This window comes from Pseudomonas sp. ADAK2 TE3594, from assembly GCF_053628675.1.
On record NZ_JBRJGV010000001.1, the window covers coordinates 2,825,770 to 2,843,705 of the forward strand.

A 17,936-nucleotide genomic window follows, 5' to 3' on the forward strand; every position below is an offset into this window, starting at 1 on the left:
ATGCAAAACCCTGATCATGACCCCGGTAGCGCCCTGGCCATTCGCACCCAGTATCGGCAATCGCAAAGTCGCGCCGCGCGGTTGCGTTTGCTGGTGGACACCGGCCAGGAACTGACGCAACTGGCCCCCGAAGCCATGCGTCAACGGGTGCTGCAACGGGCCTGTGCCTTCCTCGCGATGGACCACGCGCTATTGCTGGAATGGGACGCGGATGCGCAGGTCAGGACCACCGCCAGTCACGGCAGCCGTGAGCGTTTATGCAGCCTCGAACACCTCGCCGATACCGCGATGCGCACCCCGCAATGGCAGGAGCAACCGAGCGCGGTCCTGCCCAATGTGCTGCGGGTGCCGTTGCGCGGCGGCGATGGTGCGGCCTTCGGTGCGTTGGTGCTGGCCAACAGCGTCAGCATCGGTGCACCGGACACCGAGGACCTCGAATCCCTGCAATTGCTCGCCACCCTGCTGGCCGCGCACCTGGAAAACCAGCGGTTGCTGGATGCACTGGTCGCGCGCGAACGCACCATGTCCGACCTGGTGCATCGATTGTTCAGGGCACAGGAAGACGAACGCAAGCGCATGGCTTACGACCTGCACGACGGCCTGGCGCAAACCCTCGCCGGGCTGCATCAGCGTCTGCAAGGTTTTGCCGGGCGCTGCCCGCCACTGCCCGACGAACTCGGCGCAGACTTACAAACGATTCTGGCACTGGCCCAGCATTGTGTCGGTGAAGGCCGGCAATTGATCAGCGGCCTGCGCCCGACGGTACTCGACGACTTTGGCTTGCTGAAGGCGGTCGACAAAGAAGCGGATCGCCTGCGCGACGCCGGGATCAAAGTGAACTGGAGTGCGCGTTGCGAAGCGCGTTTGCCCAGCCAAGTGGAAATCGCCCTGTTCCGGATTGCCCAGGAAGGCATCAACAATATTCTCAAACATGCGCAGGCCAGCCACGTCGTCCTGGCGCTGGAGCTGCACGAAGGACAAGCCTCGCTGCGGGTCGACGATAACGGCAAAGGCTTTGCCATGGAGCAACGACTCGACACCTGCGGCGCCCGGCACCTGGGGCTCGCCGCGATGCAGGAACGCGCGAGCCTGCTGGGCGGTGATTTCACTTGCGTCAGCCATGCCCACGGCGGGACGCAACTGCGCGCCACCGTACCCTCCGACCTCAATGGAACAGCTCAATGACTGAAGTTTTACGTCTGGTTCTGGCGGACGATCATGAGGTCACCCGAACCGGTTTCGTCGCGCTACTGGCCGGCCATCCGCAATTCGAAGTGGTCGGCCAGGCCCGCGATGGCCAGGAAGCGGTGCACGCGTGCGAGCGCCTGTTGCCCGACATCGTCATCCTCGACATTCGCATGCCCGTGCTCAACGGGCTGGGCGCGGCGCGGATTCTTCAGCAGCGCCTGCCGGCCCTGAAAGTGGTGATCTTCACCATGGACGACAGCCCGGATCACTTGGAAGCGGCGATGAATGCCGGTGCCGTGGGCTACCTGCTCAAAGACGCCAGCCGTGATGAAGTGATCAACGCCCTGCAACGCGTCGCCGCGGGTGAGGAAGCGCTCAATAGCGCGGTCAGCGCCCGCCTGCTGCGGCGCATGACCGAGCGCAATGCCAGTGGTGCCGCCCCGGATACCTTGACCCCACGGGAACGTCAGGTGCTGGGACTGGTGGCCAACGGTATGAGCAACCGTGAAATCGGCGAACAGCTCGGCATCACCACAGGGACGGCCAAGGCCCACGTGGAACGGGTCATCGGCAAACTCGGCGCCGCCGACCGAACCCAGGCTGCCGTCCGTGGCATCGCCCTGGGTCTGGTGACCCAGTCATGAAGGTTTCAAACGCTCGACGCTGGGCCGATCTGCCGTTACGTGGCAAAGCCCTCGTGGTGATTTCCCTTCCATTGGTAATCCTGCTGCTCTCGCTGGTACTGATCTATATCACCGAGCGTCAGACCGCACGTGCCGAAGAGGACGTGCGCCGCGTGCTGCTGGTGCAAGGCGATATTCAGGCGGTGCACACATTGCTCGCCGAAGCCGCCGCCAGCGTGCGCGGCTATCTGCTGACCCGTCGCGAGGATTTCCTGCCAGGTTATCGGCAAGCCAAGCCCTTGATCGAATCGGCCCTGCAGCGACTCGACAGCAACGTTCGTGATGAGCGGGTGCGCAAACATCTGGAGGCTATCACGCCACTGATCGACACCAAGGTCGAGGGCCTGGTTGAACTGCTCGATGATCGCAACGCCACACCTGAGTCGATGACCACCATCCTGATCAACAACAAGCACATCCTCGACGAACTGCGCGAACGCATCAGCGCCATGCGTACCCTTGAAGACACGCTATTGGCCGAGCGTACCGCTGCCGCTGCCTCTACTCGACAACGTTTGTTGTTCTCCACCCTGCTGGCCGCTGCCTGCGGGCTGTTCGGCGCCATTGTCGCGGTGCTGTTTCTGTCCAAGGGCATCGTCGCCCGGGTCAAACAGGTCCAGGGCAACGCACAACGTCTGGCACTCGGTCAGCCGTTACTGCCGCAGCCGCCGGAGAACGATGAGATTGGTCAATTGGGTACGCGCCTGGTCGAAGCCGGGCTGTTACTGGCCGAACGGGAGCGGGCCTTGCGCGATAACGAAGAGCGCTTGCGGCTGATCATCGACGGGGTGAAGGATTACGGTATTTTCGCCCTCGACACACAGGGCTTCGTCACCAGTTGGAATGCGGGCGCCGAACGGATCAAGGGCTACACGGAACAGGAAATCGTCGGCCAGCATTTCTCGGTGTTTTATCTGTCGCAAGAATGCCCACAGCATCCCGACATGGCGCTGCACGAGGCCACTCGCGATGGTCATTACATGGAAGAGGCCTGGCGTTGCCGCAAGGATGGCAGCCGCTTCTGGGCCAGCGTAGTGATTACCGCGCAATACGACAGCAGTGGCGCCCTGCGCGGATTTTCCAAGATCACCCGTGACATCACTGATCGCCGCGCGGCCGAGATAGCGCTGAGCACCGCACGCGAAGAAGCCGAACGCGCCAGCCGCGCCAAAAGCGAATTCCTGTCGCGCATGAGCCACGAATTGCGTACCCCGCTCAACTCCATTCTCGGCTTCGCGCAACTGCTGGACATGGACTCGCCCAAGGGCCAGCGAGCGCAAATTGGTCACATCCTGCGGGCCGGACAACACTTGCTGACCCTGATCAACGAGGTGCTGGACATCGCCAAGATCGAAGCCGGGCGCCTGCCACTGAATGTTGAAGCCGTGCCGTTGGCGGTGGTGCTGCAAGAAGCCCTGACGCTGGTTTCCCCCATGGCCTGCGACGCGGGCATCCAATTGGTCGATTTGCCGATGCTGGCCGCCGACAGCGGGATCGTCGCCGATCGGCAACGCCTGGTTCAGGTGCTGCTGAACTTGTTATCCAACGCGATCAAATACAATCGGCCCCAGGGCCAGGTGCGCATCGAAGTCAGGGTTGATCAACAGCGCATTGCCGTGTCGGTCTGCGATACCGGCAAGGGCATTGCGGCCGATCGACTGGAGCAACTGTTCAAGCCGTTCGAGCGTCTGGAGACCGATCCGAACGTGGAAGGCACCGGCCTGGGCCTGGCCTTGAGCAAGAGCCTGCTGGAAATGATGAACGGCAGCCTGACTGTCAAAAGCCAGCCCGGCGCAGGCGCAAGTTTTACCCTGGAGTTGCCCTTCGTACGCCTGCAGCCAGTCACCGAGCCACCGGTTGCACGAATCAGCCACCCAACGGTCACGGCCGCCCTCACCGCCCCCGATTACCAGGGCAAAGTGCTGTGCATCGAAGACAATCTCTCGAGCCTGGCCCTGATCGAAACCCTCCTGCAACGGCGACCGCACATCCAATTGCTCTCAAGCATGCAGGGGCAAATGGGCCTGGACCTGGCCCGTCAACATGCGCCGCAGCTGATTTTGCTCGACGTGGCGCTGCCGGATCTGGATGGTTTCAATGTTCTGCAACGCTTGCGCCAGTCGTCCATCACCCGTGCCATTCCAGTGCTGATGATCACCGCCGATGCCAGCGACCTCACTCATCTGGCGTTGCTGGAGGCGGGAGCGACGGCGGTGCTGACCAAGCCGATTAACATCCCTTCATTCCTCGCCCATCTTGACCAGCATCTACCGGAGCCCGTGTGAACACCGACCTGCGCATTCTGATCATCGACGACCAACGGCCCAACCTCGATTTGATGGAGCAGTTGCTTGTCCGCGAAGGGCTGACCAATGTACTGAGCAGTACCCAGCCGCTGCGAACCCTGGACCTGTTCAACAGCTTCGAGCCTGACCTGGTGATTCTCGACCTGCACATGCCGGAGTTCGACGGCTTTGCCGTACTGGAACAACTCAACCGGCGCATCCCGACCGGCGAATACCTGCCGATCCTCGTGCTCACCGCCGACGCCACCCGCGATACCCGGCTGCGTGCGCTGGCCCTGGGCGCCAAAGACTTCATCAGCAAGCCACTGGACGCCCTCGAAACCATGCTGCGCGTCTGGAACCTGCTTGAAACCCGGGCGCTGTATAAAGCCTTGCGTACCTTGGTCCCGGCAGATCAGATCGAACTACTGCGTCAGTTAAAGCCGCACCCAGTTAGCTGACTGAAGGGGTGGAATCACTGACGCTTTGCTACCGAAAGCCAGGTCACGGGGCTGGCTCGGTATTTTGGCGACTGGTTGCAGAAAGCCCAGCAAGGCCTGCTGGGTGTCATTCCAGGCCGTCGGGTGTTCCATATCGAGGAAGTGCCCGGCGTTCTTGATGGTCTGAAACTGCGCCTGACGGGAATGAGTTGCGAAAAGACGGGCGTCTTCCACCGAGGTGTACTCATCCCGTTCGCCGTTGATAAACAGCAGCGGAACTTCGATGGCATCGGCACAGGAAACGTAGCAGTGGGTGTCCTGGGTCAGCACTTCATTGACGTGAAAATGCATCTGCCGGTATTCGTGTTCGTCCAGGCTGCTGACATGGCGCTCATTGAAACGCTTGAACAGCGACGGCAGGTGCTTGCCGATGGTGCTGTTGATCAAGCGCCCGACATTGCGCCGATCGCACGCCTGGAGAAAATCCCGCCCACTCTCCAGGTAATCGCGCATCGGCGTGTTGATCCGTGCGGCAAATGAACTGATCACGGCCTTTTCGATTCGTCGCGGATGCTGCGCCAGCGCCAGCAAGGTCGCCGCCCCGCCCCAGGAAAAGGACATCACATGCTGTGCGCGAAAGTGCTCGATCAACTCCAACAGGATTGCGGCCTCGTCTTCCTTGCGGATCGGTTGGTCATGCAGGTTGTGTTGTTTCGACTGACCGGCGTAGGGCTGATCGTAGAGGACTACGTTGAAGCGTGGCCGCAGGTAGCGCACCGTTTGGGCAAAGGATGCAGTCGTTGCCAGCGAGCCATTGACCAGGATGATGGTCTTGTCGGCGGTGGCGTTGAGATAATGCTCGGTATAAACCTTGTACTTCTTACCAATCTCGACGATCGCAGTTTTCAGCGTCATGTCATTCTCTTCCTTGAACAAATTGGATCAACACACACAGCGCAATTGACTATCCGGCTTCCTCCGGGCAAGCCTGACAGCACGAACCAGCGACAACGGTACAAGGGCGCTGAGATGAACGCCATGACCAATAAGTCACAAACCGACCAGCGGTTCAGAGTAAAGCAGGGATTCTCCCGTGTGCAAGTACGCACGCCTGAAAGTGGCGGCCCTGACGCATCGCCAACATCCGCCTATGATTATTCATTGCCCCACCTTCATCAGTTCCAGGGCTCTCGCCCCCTCACGTCAAATGAGGAGTTGAAAGATGTCGCTGACGCTTTACTACCATCCGCTGGCGTCGTTCTGCCACAAAGTACTCATCGCGCTCTACGAAAACGGCACCGAATTCGAGAGAAGGATCATCGATCTCGGGGACGCTGCCGACAGCGCAGAACTGCAGGCATTGTGGCCAATCGGAAAGTTCCCGATTATTCGCGACCATGCCCACCAGCGGAATCTGCCGGAGTCCAGCATCATTATCGAGTACCTGGATCGACGGTATCCGGGCAAGCACAGACTGGTTCCAGACGATTGGGATAGCGCGCTGGAGGTGCGGTTATGGGATCGTTTCTTCGACCATTATGTACAAGTGCCGATGCAACAGATTGTCAGTGATCGGCTACACGCGACCAACGGTGATTTGACCAGGGAGCGGTCCACGCTGGAGACGGCGTACGGCATGCTCGAACGCCGGATGGCGTCCAGAATCTGGGTGGCCAGCCCGCAGTTCAGCATGGCCGATTGCGCCGCCGCCCCGGCACTTTTCTATGCCAGCACGCTCGTGCCGTTCCCCGACGACTACCGGAACTTGAGCGCATATTTCGACAGGTTGGTACAGAGACCGTCATTTCAGCGGGTGATCGACGAAGCCAGGCCCTGGTTTTCGTTGTACCCGTTTGCGGATGCCATCGAGCAGCGGTTTCTGGCGCCGGATAACACATGAGTGGCTCTGACTGCCTTCGCGCCCGATGCCAGTCGGTTCGAAGCGCGAAGGGACAGTTGCCGGTTTTTGCGGGAATGCGCGATCAAAAACGCGGCTTGATCGTCTTCCACTCCGGCTTGTAACGCTGCATCTGCTTCACGTCATCGCGCTGACGAATGCCGCAGGTCAGGTATTGGTCATGCAGTTTGCCCAATTGATCGTGATCCAGTTCAAGGCCTAACCCTGGTGCACGGGTGATTTTCACGCAGCCATCGACGATGGGCAGCTTACCGCCCTTGATCACCTCCTCGTCCGGTTCCTGCCAGGGGTAATGGGTGTCACAGGCGTAATCGAGATTCGGCACCGAAGCGGCGACATGCGCCATGGCCATCAGGCTGATGCCCAAGTGCGAATTGGAATGCATGGACACGCCAAGGCCGAAGGTGTCGCACATTTTCGCCAGCGCCTGGGTGTCGCGCAGGCCACCCCAGTAATGATGGTCGGCGAGCACGATCTGCACGCTGTTCAGGGCTACGCTGCGGCGGAACTCATCAAAGTCAGTGACCACCATATTAGTCGCCAGCGGCAGACCGGTGCGTTTGTGCAGTTCGGCCATGCCGTCGAGGCTCGGTGTCGGGTCTTCGTAATACTGCAGGTCATCGCCCAGCAGTTCGGCCATGCGAATCGAGGTTTCCAGCGACCAGTTGCCGTTCGGGTCGATGCGCAGCGGGTAGCCGGGAAAGGCCTTTTTCAGCGCTTTGATGCACGACACTTCATGCTCCGGCGGCAGTGCGCCGGCCTTGAGTTTGATGCTCTTGAAGCCATAGGCCTCGATCATGCGCCGGGCCTGGGCGACGATCTGCTCTTCGCTCAGCGCCTCGCCCCAGCTATCCGGTTTGTAGGGGGAATCGATGTGTTGCGCGTACTTGAAGAACAGATAGGCGCTGAACGGCACCTCATCACGAATCGCCCCGCCCAGCAGGTCCACCAACGGCACGTTCAGGGAATGCGCCTGTAGATCGAGAAACGCCACTTCGAACGCCGAATACGCGTTGCTTACCGCTTTGCTGGCGTGAGAGCCAGGCGCCAGTTCTGCACCGGCGATGCTCTGGGTTTTGTTTGCCGCCACGGTGGCCTGCACGATGGCGCGTAACTGGTTGAGGTTGAACGGGTCGAGACCGATCAGCTGACTTTGCAATTGCTGTTGAATCGCCAACGCCGGGGCGTCGCCGTAGCTTTCGCCCAGGCCGATGTAGCCATTGTCGCTCTCGATCTCGATGATCGAGCGCAGCGCGAAGGGTTCGTGAATGCCACTGGCATTGAGCAGCGGCGGATCACGGAAGGCGATGGGGGTGACGGTGACGCGTTTGATTTTCAAGAGGCAGCTCCCTTTGGCTCGGTATTCAAGGCTTGATGACTGACAGGATTTTTTGCTGCTGCGACGTCGACTGGTTTACCGGTGAGCGAGCGGCGCGTGTCGCCACGTGGTGCAGTGCGGGCAAAAAAGATCACCACGGCCGCCACCAGAGAAGTGGCCGCCAGGCCGTACAAACCGCCTTCGATGGAACCGGTGGTCTGCTCCAGGAAACCGAACGCGGTCGGCGCGACGAAACCGCCGAGATTACCGATGGAGTTGATCAGCGCGATCACCGCCGCGGCAATGCGCGCATCCAGATAGCCTTGGGGAATCGGCCAGAACAATGCTGAAGCCGCCTTGAAACCAATGGCCGCAAAACAGATGGCGACGAAGGCGAAGATCGGCCCGCCGGTGGTCGACATGAACATGCCGAATGCGGCAATCACCAGCGTCACGGCCACCCAGGCCTGCTGGTATTTCCATTTGCTGGCCATGGCGGCGAAGCCATACATCGCCAGGATGGAAATGATCCACGGAATCGAGTTGAACAAGCCAACCTGGAAGTCACCCAGGTTACCCATCTTCTTGATCATGCCGGGCAGCCAGAACGTGGCGCCATAAATCGTCAGGGCGATGGAAAAGTAGATAAAGCAGAACAAAGCAATCTGCCGATCGGCGAGCAATTTGAACATCGACGGTTTGACCGTCTGCATGGCTTCGCGAGCCTGCTGTTCCTGGGCAATGGCGCTGACCAGTGCATCCTTTTCTTCGGCGCTCAGCCAATTCGCCTGACGTGGATGGGATTGCAGCCAGAACCAGACAAACCCACAGAGCACGATGGAGGCAAAGCCTTCAATCAGGAACATCCACTGCCAGCCGTGCAGGCTGAAGCCGCTGACGTGCAGCAGCGCGCCGGACACCGGACCGGAAATCACCGACGCAATGGCCGAACCGCTAAGAAAGATCGCCATGGCCTTGCCCCGTTCGGTCGGCGGCAGCCATTGGGTGAAGTAGTAAATGATGCCGGGGAAAAACCCCGCCTCGGCGGCGCCAAGAATGAAGCGCAGCACATAGAAACTCGTTTCGCCGCGCACAAAGGCCATGGCCATCGCCGCCGCGCCCCAAGTGAACATGATGCGCGTCAACCAGGCGCGGGCACCGTAGCGTTGCAGCAACATATTGGAAGGCACTTCGAAGATCGCGTAACCGATGAAAAACAGCCCGGCACCCAAGCCATAGGCCGCGGCGCCAATGCCCAGGTCGGTTTCCAGGTGGCTGCGCACGAAGCCGATGTTGACCCGGTCGATGTAGTTGACGATGAACATCACCACGAACAGCGGCAGCACATGACGTTTGACCTTGGCCGCTGCTTGGGCGAGGACTGTCGGGTCCGGCGGACTCTGATGGTTATTCAAGGGGCGACTCCCGTTCATTGTTTTTTTAGGGGAAAGCCGATCATGGACGGGCCTATTGATCCCGTCTAATCTAACTTGGCACTCGATTGATACCTGGATTAAATCAATGTTCGAACTGACGCAATTGCGCTGCTTCACCACCGTCGCCACCGAGCTCAACTTCCGCCGGGCCGCCGAACGGTTGAACATGACCCAACCGCCCCTCAGTCGGCAGATTCAATTGTTGGAGCATCACCTCGGCGTTGAGTTGTTCACCCGCAGCACGCGCAGCGTCGCCTTGACCGCCGCCGGCCGGGCCTTCTTCATCGAAGCGCAGAACCTGCTGGAGCGCGCTCAGCAAGCCGCGGTGACCGCCCGGCGTTTTGCCGAAGGGGACATCGGCACGGTCAACATCAGCTTCGTCGGCAGCGCCGTTTACGAGTTCCTGCCCAAGGTCATCGCTGAAGCGCGGCTCAAACAGCCTCAGGTCAAAATCGATCTGTCGGAAATGAACACCTACCAGCAACACGAAGCCCTCCGCGCCCGCCGGATCGATCTGGGCATCGTCCGCGCGCCGTTGCTGGAGCCGGGCTACGCCACCGAATGCCTGGTGCGTGAACCCTTTGTATTGGCCGTCCCCCACAACCATCGGCTGGCCAGCGCCGAAACCGTGTCTGTCAAAGACCTGGACGCACAACCCTTCCTCATGTACTCCCATGCGGCTTACCCGCCGTTCAACGAACTGCTGACCGGCATGCTCCGCTCGGCCCGCGTCGCCCCGGAATATGTGCAATGGCTCGGCTCATCCCTGACCATCCTGGCCCTGGTCAACGCCGGAATGGGCCTGGCGCTAGTGCCGCGCTGCGCCACCAGCGTCGTGTTCAAGAACGTGGTGTTTCGCGATATCGATCTGGGGGAAGGCGTGCAGAGCGAGCTGCATTTGATCTGGCGCGAGAACAATGACAACCCGGCGTTTGCGATGTTGCTGGAAGGGATTCGAAAGGCTGTGAAAGAGGGATGGGGATTGTGAACTGTCGGCGTATGTTGCGAGGGAACCCTCGTAGGAGCTGCCGAAGGCTGCGATCCTTTGATCTTTTCCAATAGACGACTCATTCCCTGAACAAACGCCAAAGTCAAAAGTCGCAGCCTGCGGCAGCTCCTGCATTAGCCCGCCTCCAGGCTACCGTTGCGCCAGTTCATGGTTGATGCATTGCTCGTAATACGTTTGCTTGATGCCGGACGGCTTGAGGCGCGAGGGACTGTTGTAGGTTTGTTCCGTGATCCCCATGGCTGTCATGCGCATCCACGGCCGGGGGAATTTTCGCGCTTGCAGTTTCCTGCGTGCCCCGTAAAGCGTGAGCCCGGAAAGCTTCGACGCCTGTGCGCCGGCAGCTATGTCCGACCCCCAGCTGCAGACGAAACGACTGTTTTTGCTCAGGTCCTTTGCCTGGGCCTCAAGCGAGAGAGTCACCCAAAAAAACGTTGCAGCCATCCAAACCAAAGTCCGCATATCGCCAATGCCTAACCTTCTGAAAAGAAAGCAAGTCTGACAACGAAACGGACATCGGGGGGCCAGCAGTTCGCCTCATTTCATCGCTGGCTCTCTCTGCCACGCCCGATGCAAAAGATCGATGACTTCTTCGTCCGATGTCTGCGAAAAATCCGTGTACCAATGCCCGATCGATATCAGCCAATCAGGGATCAGCGGGCAAATCAGCTCGTCCACTTCGTCGCGCAACGCCTCTGCCGTCTCCAGGGGGGCCACCGGCACGGCAACGACGATGCGAGACGGTGTTTGCAGGCGCACAGCCTGTATCGCGGCCATCATCGTAGCCCCTGTCGCCAGGCCGTCATCGATCAGAATCACCACCTGATCCTTGAGTGCTACAGGTACACGCGATGCCCGGTATACCCGCTCGCGACGCAACAATTCCTGCGTTTCCTTTGCAACCACGCCATCGAGCGTGCGTTGATCTATACCGTTAGCCCGCAGCGCATCGTCATTGACGATTTGTATGCCGCCACTGGCAATGGCGCCCATGGCGAACTCCTGGTGGGTCGGTACTCCCAACTTGCGCACCAGCATCAGGTCCAGGCGAACCTCCAGGGCCGTGGCCACTTCATAGGCAACCGGAACGCCGCCCCGGGGCAAGGCAAGGACGATGACGTCGGCTCTTTTAGCGTATTTAAGCAACGGCTCCACCAGGCCTCGGCCGGCATCGACCCGGTCATGCAAGATGGTTTGCAATGAAGGACTAGTCATTTGAAAACCTCCCTGGGGCGGGAGCCCGATAAGGGTGTCCGCCCCTAGACCGCCAGAATGCTGCAAGGCACCTGGTACAGGATATGCTCGGTTGTGCTGCCAAGCAGCCGCTCCAGGCCATGGTATTGAGCTCTGCCCATCACGATCACATCCACTTGATGCACGTGGGTGAATTCGCTCAGTACCGAGACAGGTTGCCCCATGATGAAATGTCGACACTCAGGCGGGACACCGACCCGAGCGGCCAGCTTGAGAAAAGCTTTTTCCAGGTCATTGCGCAAATCCTTGGTCAGCTCCGAGAGCGTCAGACCGCCGCCCAGATCCGCCAGAAAAGCTGCCGAAATGTCACACGCGTACAGCAGGTGCAGCTCGGCATTGCACTGCAGCGCAAGGCTCGACGCCTGCAGGATGATCCGGTCATTGAGTTCACTGTTCGAAGGCTCGGTGTCTGACACGTCAACCGCGGCCACCACCTTCTGCGGCAAGGCATGGCATTCACCCCCCACCAGATAAACCGGGACCGGGCAATGGCGTAACAAACGCCAATCCAGCGGCGTGAAGAACGCGCGCTTGAGCACCGGCTCATGCTGCACTTGCTTGATCAACAGATCGGGCTGCATTTGCGTGACGTGGTCAAGGATGTCCTGGCGCATGTTGTCAGCCCATGCGACTTCGGTTGCCACCTCGATCCCCCGGCCTTGCATCTTTACCGCCTGCTCCTCGAGCCAGTCGCGGTGCTCCTGCAGGTAGGTCGCGCGAGCCATTTTGCGGTCGCCTTCTTCGAGCAGCGACAGAATGTCCAACGAGGGAATAAGGCCGGCAATGTGCAAGCTCGCCCCGCTGGCCTTGGCCAGGGCGGCGCCATGGTTTATCGCAGGAGAATGGCGCAGGAGCGGGTTGATGATCAGTAATAACCGTTGATACTGGCTCATGATCTGACTCCAGACAGGTTGATCCTCGACGTCGGCTCGAGAATCCAGCATCAGGCCCAGACTCCACCCTTGAAGCCTCTTGGGCCTTGATTTATATCAACTCCTTGAATGAGGCATTGCAGGGGCCACTTGAGAAGAATAGTTCACAACGCTGCTGTTCATCTTGTGCCGGACTCATCCGCGATGGCCGTTCGCCTGAAAATCGGCGATCTGCTGCCACATCGCGATCGGGTTGGAATACATGGGGAAATGCCCGCACTGCGCGATCGGCGCCAACCGCACGCCTTGGGCCTGGATATGCGGCAGATAGGACAATGAAGCGTTTTGTTCGCCGTACATGAACATGCGCGGACATGGCAGGCCGAGGAACTTGCCCATCAAGTCGGCGTTGTCGGAGAGATCGACCATCGACTCGAAAATCCCGCGCACCGCTCCGGCACGCACCTTGTGGCGCAAGCTTGCGGAGTAAAGCGCACTGGCATAAGCCGGCGCGTGCCGGGCGCGTTCGATGAAGGCGGCGAAAAACACCTCGGGATCGTCCGCCGGGTAATCGACGATCTGCCGGCTGAGGAAGCAATCCTCCGGGGCGATGTTGCCCTCGATGTCGACGAAGCTGAGTACCCGGTCCGGGCATTGATGGGCCAGCATCAGTGCGGTCAGCCCACCCATGGAATGGCCGACCAGATGAAAGCGTTCGATACCGAAATGCTCCAGCACCTGCAACGCGGTCTTTAGCAGCAAAGGGATGGAAATCCGCGAAAGGTCACTGCACTGGCTTTCACCGCAACCCGGTGCGTCATAAGCGACGAAAGGATGACCGGCGAAGGCGGCCTGCTGCACGATGTCGGCATAGTCTTCCTTGGTCGAGCCAAACCCATGCAGGAACACAATCGGCGCCAGGACCCCGTCTCGGTGAAGGGTAGCGATGTTCAGCTGGACGCCCTCCACCGTCAGAGGAATGTGCGCTTGAGTGAAGGTTTCGGGTTTGGACACGTGATGGATTCCTTGAGCGAAAAGGTGACCGCCGGGCCGACTTTGCCGCCCGCAGCAAAGTCGTCAATCTCGCGGGGATCGGGCCTTCTGTAAATTCCTCATTCGGGAATACCGTCATAGGTCAAACCTATCAAACTGATTTTTTGAGCCGGGCGACCACCTCCTCCACCAGCGGATTGGGCCGATCGGCGTTCCAGGCAACCGCTGTCGTCACCACATTGAGCGGCTGGCTCAGGGGTCGCAACACCACATTATCGGGGGCCAGTTTTTTCAGCGACGCTGGCACCAAAGCGATGCCTTGCCCACAACTGACGAACGCGATTTGCGAAGCGACGGAGCGCACTTCATGCAACACGCGCGGGGAAAAACCGCTGGCGCGGCAGGTTGCGATCAGATTGTCGAAGTACACCGGGCTGACCTTTCGGGAAAACATCACCAAGGGCTCGGTGGCCAGGCTCGACAGGCTGATACGCTTGCGCGCAGCCAATGGATGATCGCTGGGCAGGGCCACGACCAGACGATCCTCGGTCAACGGCAGTGACTTGATCGAAGCCCCCAGGTCACCGTCCAGACGGGCGAAGGCCAGGTCGATGTCCCCGGCTTCCAGCGCAGGCACCGCTTCGACACTGTCGATTTCCCGTACGGACACGCTGAGGTGCGGGTAATCGATCTTCAGTTTCTCGATCAACCCGGGCAACACATCGAACATGGCCGTGGAAATCGCACCGACGGTCAACATCCCCGACTGCCCCGCCACCGCCTCTTCCACGGCCAGTTCGAGGCGCTCCAGTTGCTCGGCGAATTTTCGCACCGCCGGCAGGATCGCCGCCCCCACCGGAGTCAGCTTCGCGCCACGCCGCGAGCGGTCGAACAGTTTGACCTTGAGCGCCTGCTCCAGCACTTGAATCTGCTCGCTCAGCGGCGGCTGGGACATTCCCAAGCGTTTGGCGGCGCGGCCGAAATTCTGTTCTTCGGCGACGGCCAGGAACAACCAGAGGTGACGAATCAGACGGAAATTGATCATGGCTAATCCATAGGTTTAACGTATGTAACGCTTCTGTGATTAGTAATATACCTATCAAATTGTCTCGCTGACACTGGGCGCCTCCGTCACCACAGGGGCTTTCCCATGATCAATAAGAGTTTGCTGGATCGCTTGGCGGCGCTGGATACCAACACGGTCTCCGATGCGCTCGACTTCCTCGGCCTGCCGGGTGCCACCGTGGGGCTACGTCCGCTGTGGAACTGCCCGAAGATCGTTGGCCGCGCCAGTACCGTATTGCTGGCGCCCAAGTCCGACACCGTGCCCACCGTGCACCTGATTACCCCGGTGGTTGAACAAATCGACAGCGACGATCGTGTGCTGGTGATCGCCGGCGGTATCGAAGGTATTTCCTGCTGGGGCGACATCCTCGCCAACGCAGCGGCCGGCAAGCAGGTGCGCGGCACGGTGATCGACGGTTTCAGCCGCGACATCGACGGCAGCGAAGCGATTGGTTACCCGGTTTATGGCCGAGGCGTGACCATGATCAGTGCGCGCAACCGGGTGGTGCAGATCGATGCGGCGGTGACGATCAAGGTCGCCGGTGTCGACGTCAGCGAGGATGACTATGTCATTGCCGATACCTGCGGAACCGTGTTCGTCCCCCAAATCCATATCGAAAAGGTCATCGATCTCGGCGAGCGCATCGCCCGCCGCCAGGACGGCATGGTCGAGGCCGTGCGCAGCGGTCGCTCGGTGGCCGAGGTGATGCACGACACCCAGTTCGAAGCGATCCGCGTGGAGCACGCCTGATGAATCTTGAAGATCAAACCCTGGTCGCCTTGTTTGAAGGCCTCGACACTCCGGGCGTCTCCGATGCCCTGGACAAGCTCGGCCTGCCCGGTCAATGCCTCGACGTGGCACCGCTGGACAATTACCGCAAGGTCATCGTCGGGCCGGCGTTCACCGTGCAATACGTCTCGGCCAGCGTCCCGCCGGGCACCGTGGGTGATTTCATCGAAGACGTCGCGCCTGGCGACGTGGTGGTTATCGACAATGGCGGCCGCACCGACTGCACCGTTTGGGGCGACATCATGACCCAGTACGCCGGCACTCGACAGATCGCCGCAACGGTCATCGATGGAGTGTGCCGTGATGTGAACAAGGCGTTGGGCGATGGCTACCCGATCTTCAGCAAAGGTCGCTTCATGCGCACCGGCAAAGACCGCGTGCAAGTGCAGTCGGTCAACCAGCCGGTGTCCATCGGCACGGCGCGGGTCTGCTCCCGTGACATCGTGGTCGCCGATGCCAACGGCGTGGTGATCGTGCCTCGCGCCCGTGCAGCTGAAGTGGCGGCGTGTGCCCGCCAGATCGAATCGGTCGAAGCCGATATTCGCGCCCTGATCACCCAAGGCAAAACCCTTAAAGAAGCCCGGGCCGCCCTGGGTTACCACAACCTGCAGAGGAAAGTCTGATGACCACGCTCCCCTTCCCCCTGGATTTTCGCGCGCGGGCAAAAGTACTGGGCAGCTCGACACTGTATGAAGCGTCCCATCTGCCTTGCGCGGTCGACAGTGCGATCCGGCCGATCTGGGACGGCGCCTTCATCGCCGCCCCCGCCTATCCGCTGGAGTGTTCGCCGGGCGACAACCTGGCCCTGCATCTGGCGATGGAACGCGTGCCCCGTGGCAGCGTACTGGTCGTGGGCACGGGCGGCTTCATCGCCGGTTACTGGGGCGAGGTGCTCACCGTGGCGGCCGAAGCGGCGGGCGTGGTCGGTTTGGTCATCGATGGTGGCGTACGCGATATCGCGGCGCTGAAGAAACGCCAGTTTCCGGTATTCGCCCGTGGCATTTCGGTGAAAGGTACGGTCAAGGCCAGCGCCCCCTCAGTGGGACAACCGTTCAATTTCAATGGCGCTTTTGTGGCGCTGGGCGATCTGGTGGTGGCTGACGACGACGGCGTGATCATCATCCCCAAGGCCGATGCCGCACGTACCCTCGCAGAAGGCGAAGCGCGAGCGAACAAGGAAGCGCAGATGATGCAGGCGCTGACCGAAGGTCGCTCGACCCTGGAACTGATGAACCTGACTGAGTGGAGAACCCGCGCATGAGCGTCGATATCCAACGGCTGAGCCAGCGCCTGGCCAGTGCGCAACCCTCGGCGACTTACCGGATTATGGATCGGGTGGCGGAGCGTCGGGCACAAGGGGCGAAGATCATTTCGCTGTGTGCCGGCGAACCCGATTTCGACACCCCAAAACATGTGCGCGAGGCGGCTATTCATGCCATCGAGCACGGCCATACCCGCTACACCCAGGTCGCCGGTGTGCGCTCGTTGCGTGAAGCGGTGGCGGCCAAGTTCCGCCGTGAAAACGGTCTGGAAGTGAACTGGCAAGACACGCTGGTTTGCAACGGTGGCAAACAGGTGATCTACAACGCCCTGGCCGCAACCCTCAACGAGGGCGACCAGGTCATCGTGCCGGCGCCGTACTGGGTCAGTTACCCGGAGATGGTGCAACTGTGCGGCGGTGAAGCGCGGATCGTCACCTGCGATGCCGATACCGGTTTCAAACTGACGCCTGCGGCACTGGCCGCCGCGATCACCCCGCAGACCCGTTGGTTGATTCTCAACTCGCCGTCCAATCCAACCGGTGCGGTGTACAGCGAGGTGGAACTTCGTGCCCTGGCGGCGGTGTTGCTGGATCATCCCCATGTGCTGATTCTGGCCGATGACATCTATGAACACTTGATCTTCGACGATCAAGCGTTCTACACCCTGGCCCAGGTGGAGCCACGACTGGCACCGCGAACCCTGACCATGAACGGTGTCTCCAAGGCCTACGCCATGACCGGCTGGCGCATCGGTTTTGCCACCGGGCCGCGCTGGTTGCTGGAGGCCATGGAAAAACTGCAGGGCCAGCAGACCTCGGGGGCGAGTTCTGTCTCGCAACAGGCTGCGCTCGCAGCACTGGAAGGTCCCAAGGATTTCATCCGTGAAAGCCGCGTTGCATTCCAGAGTCGTCGCGATTTGATGGTGGCGTTGCTGAATGACACCCCAGGCCTTGAATGCGTCAGTCCGGCCGGAGCGTTCTATGCGTTCGCTTCCTGTGCCGGATTGATCGGCCGCACCACGCCTGCTGGTCGAGTGCTGCACACCGACGAAGATGTCGCCCACGCGCTGCTCGACGAAGCGGATGTGGCGGTGGTGCATGGCAGTGCGTTCGGCCTTGGCCCCTATATTCGTATTGCCTATGCGCTGGATGACGCTTCATTGCGCCAGGCCTGCGAGGCGATTCGGGCGTTCTGTACAGCGTTGCGTTAAAACCTGTGGGAGCGGGCCAGCGTTGATCACAACATTCCCGAACGACACCGAACGAGTGTGGGAGCGAGCCTGCTCGCGATAGCGGTGTATCAGGCGACATCAATGTTGACTGTGCCGTCGCCTTCGCGAGCAGGCTCGCTCCCACATTGGGCCAGCGTTGATCACAACACTCCCACAGGGATTGCGGTTTGGCTGACTGGCATTGGTCGATCGCCG

Annotated in this window: 18 protein-coding genes; 10 read left to right on the forward strand and 8 right to left on the reverse strand. The window is 60.4% G+C overall.

Translation table 11 applies throughout. The features are described from left to right. Genes AB7M22_RS12780 through AB7M22_RS12795 form a run of 4 tightly spaced genes read left to right on the forward strand, consistent with a single transcriptional unit; the run spans window position 1 to window position 4,617 of the window. Window positions 1-1,185 (forward strand): sensor histidine kinase, encoded by a 1,185-nt coding sequence (locus AB7M22_RS12780; RefSeq protein ID WP_454186556.1) that lies wholly within the window; start codon window positions 1-3, stop codon window positions 1,183-1,185. Next, on the forward strand, window positions 1,182-1,832 hold the full coding sequence (locus AB7M22_RS12785; RefSeq protein WP_454186557.1) for a response regulator: 651 nt from the start codon (window positions 1,182-1,184) through the stop codon (window positions 1,830-1,832). The genes AB7M22_RS12780 and AB7M22_RS12785 overlap by 4 nt, the downstream gene beginning before the upstream one ends. Then, window positions 1,829-4,156, forward strand: coding sequence for an ATP-binding protein (locus AB7M22_RS12790; protein ID WP_454186559.1), 2,328 nt, complete (start codon window positions 1,829-1,831; stop codon window positions 4,154-4,156). The genes AB7M22_RS12785 and AB7M22_RS12790 overlap by 4 nt, the downstream gene beginning before the upstream one ends. After that, window positions 4,153-4,617, forward strand: a complete 465-nt coding sequence (locus AB7M22_RS12795) for a response regulator (RefSeq protein WP_007901111.1) — start codon at window positions 4,153-4,155, stop codon at window positions 4,615-4,617. The genes AB7M22_RS12790 and AB7M22_RS12795 overlap by 4 nt, the downstream gene beginning before the upstream one ends. Here the strand turns inward: AB7M22_RS12795 and AB7M22_RS12800 are convergent. Further along, on the reverse strand, window positions 4,594-5,511 hold the full coding sequence (locus AB7M22_RS12800; RefSeq protein WP_008013031.1) for an alpha/beta fold hydrolase: 918 nt from the start codon (window positions 5,509-5,511) through the stop codon (window positions 4,594-4,596). The two genes, AB7M22_RS12795 and AB7M22_RS12800, sit on opposite strands and share 24 nt — an antisense overlap. A 307-nt stretch (window positions 5,512-5,818) precedes the next feature. Here AB7M22_RS12800 and AB7M22_RS12805 point away from each other — a divergent pair, with 307 nt between their 5' ends. Beyond that, the gene (locus tag AB7M22_RS12805; RefSeq protein WP_454186560.1) at window positions 5,819-6,496 is read left to right on the forward strand and encodes a glutathione S-transferase family protein; all 678 of its coding nucleotides are present in this window, start codon (window positions 5,819-5,821) and stop codon (window positions 6,494-6,496) included. A gap of 82 nt (window positions 6,497-6,578) precedes the next feature. Here the strand turns inward: AB7M22_RS12805 and AB7M22_RS12810 are convergent, their stop codons facing one another. Together AB7M22_RS12810 and AB7M22_RS12815 are read right to left on the reverse strand one after the other, a co-directional pair. After that, on the reverse strand, window positions 6,579-7,853 hold the full coding sequence (locus AB7M22_RS12810; protein WP_454186561.1) for a glucarate dehydratase family protein: 1,275 nt from the start codon (window positions 7,851-7,853) through the stop codon (window positions 6,579-6,581). After that, window positions 7,850-9,247, reverse strand: a complete 1,398-nt coding sequence (locus tag AB7M22_RS12815; protein WP_454186562.1) for an MFS transporter — start codon at window positions 9,245-9,247, stop codon at window positions 7,850-7,852. Before AB7M22_RS12815 ends, AB7M22_RS12810 begins: the two co-directional genes overlap by 4 nt. 106 nt (window positions 9,248-9,353) lie before the next feature. On the opposite strand from AB7M22_RS12815, the gene AB7M22_RS12820 reads away from it, so the two are divergent. Then, complete coding sequence (locus AB7M22_RS12820; protein WP_007895703.1) at window positions 9,354-10,256, forward strand: LysR substrate-binding domain-containing protein; 903 nt, start codon at window positions 9,354-9,356, stop codon at window positions 10,254-10,256. 150 nt (window positions 10,257-10,406) lie between these two features. On the opposite strand, the gene AB7M22_RS12825 is transcribed toward AB7M22_RS12820, so the two are convergent. The 5 genes from AB7M22_RS12825 to AB7M22_RS12845 form a co-directional block, all read right to left on the reverse strand. Further along, window positions 10,407-10,736, reverse strand: a complete 330-nt coding sequence (locus AB7M22_RS12825; protein ID WP_454186563.1) for a hypothetical protein — start codon at window positions 10,734-10,736, stop codon at window positions 10,407-10,409. Window positions 10,737-10,811: 75 nt separating this feature from the next. Next, window positions 10,812-11,489, reverse strand: coding sequence for a phosphoribosyltransferase (locus tag AB7M22_RS12830; protein WP_454186564.1), 678 nt, complete (start codon window positions 11,487-11,489; stop codon window positions 10,812-10,814). Between the two features lie 44 nt (window positions 11,490-11,533). Beyond that, entirely contained in the window at window positions 11,534-12,421 is an 888-nt protein-coding gene (locus tag AB7M22_RS12835) for a universal stress protein (RefSeq protein WP_454188796.1), read from the reverse strand. 174 nt (window positions 12,422-12,595) lie between these two features. Next, window positions 12,596-13,414 carry an alpha/beta fold hydrolase gene (locus AB7M22_RS12840; protein ID WP_454186565.1) on the reverse strand — a complete coding sequence of 273 codons (819 nt, stop codon included), beginning with the start codon at window positions 13,412-13,414 and terminating at the stop codon, window positions 12,596-12,598. Between the two features lie 130 nt (window positions 13,415-13,544). Continuing rightward, window positions 13,545-14,438 carry a LysR family transcriptional regulator gene (locus AB7M22_RS12845; protein ID WP_454186566.1) on the reverse strand — a complete coding sequence of 298 codons (894 nt, stop codon included), beginning with the start codon at window positions 14,436-14,438 and terminating at the stop codon, window positions 13,545-13,547. A 105-nt stretch (window positions 14,439-14,543) separates the two neighbouring features. On the opposite strand from AB7M22_RS12845, the gene AB7M22_RS12850 reads away from it, so the two are divergent. Genes AB7M22_RS12850 through AB7M22_RS12865 form a run of 4 tightly spaced genes read left to right on the forward strand, consistent with a single transcriptional unit; the run spans window position 14,544 to window position 17,720 of the window. Further along, window positions 14,544-15,209, forward strand: a complete 666-nt coding sequence (locus AB7M22_RS12850) for an RraA family protein (protein WP_454186567.1) — start codon at window positions 14,544-14,546, stop codon at window positions 15,207-15,209. After that, complete coding sequence (locus tag AB7M22_RS12855) at window positions 15,209-15,871, forward strand: RraA family protein (protein ID WP_454186568.1); 663 nt, start codon at window positions 15,209-15,211, stop codon at window positions 15,869-15,871. The genes AB7M22_RS12850 and AB7M22_RS12855 overlap by 1 nt, the downstream gene beginning before the upstream one ends. Further along, window positions 15,871-16,509: an RraA family protein gene (locus AB7M22_RS12860; protein ID WP_454186569.1), complete on the forward strand. Its 639-nt coding sequence runs from the start codon at window positions 15,871-15,873 to the stop codon at window positions 16,507-16,509. Before AB7M22_RS12855 ends, AB7M22_RS12860 begins: the two co-directional genes overlap by 1 nt. Further along, window positions 16,506-17,720: a pyridoxal phosphate-dependent aminotransferase gene (locus AB7M22_RS12865; protein WP_454186570.1), complete on the forward strand. Its 1,215-nt coding sequence runs from the start codon at window positions 16,506-16,508 to the stop codon at window positions 17,718-17,720. The genes AB7M22_RS12860 and AB7M22_RS12865 overlap by 4 nt, the downstream gene beginning before the upstream one ends. Window positions 17,721-17,936 lie beyond the last annotated feature (216 nt).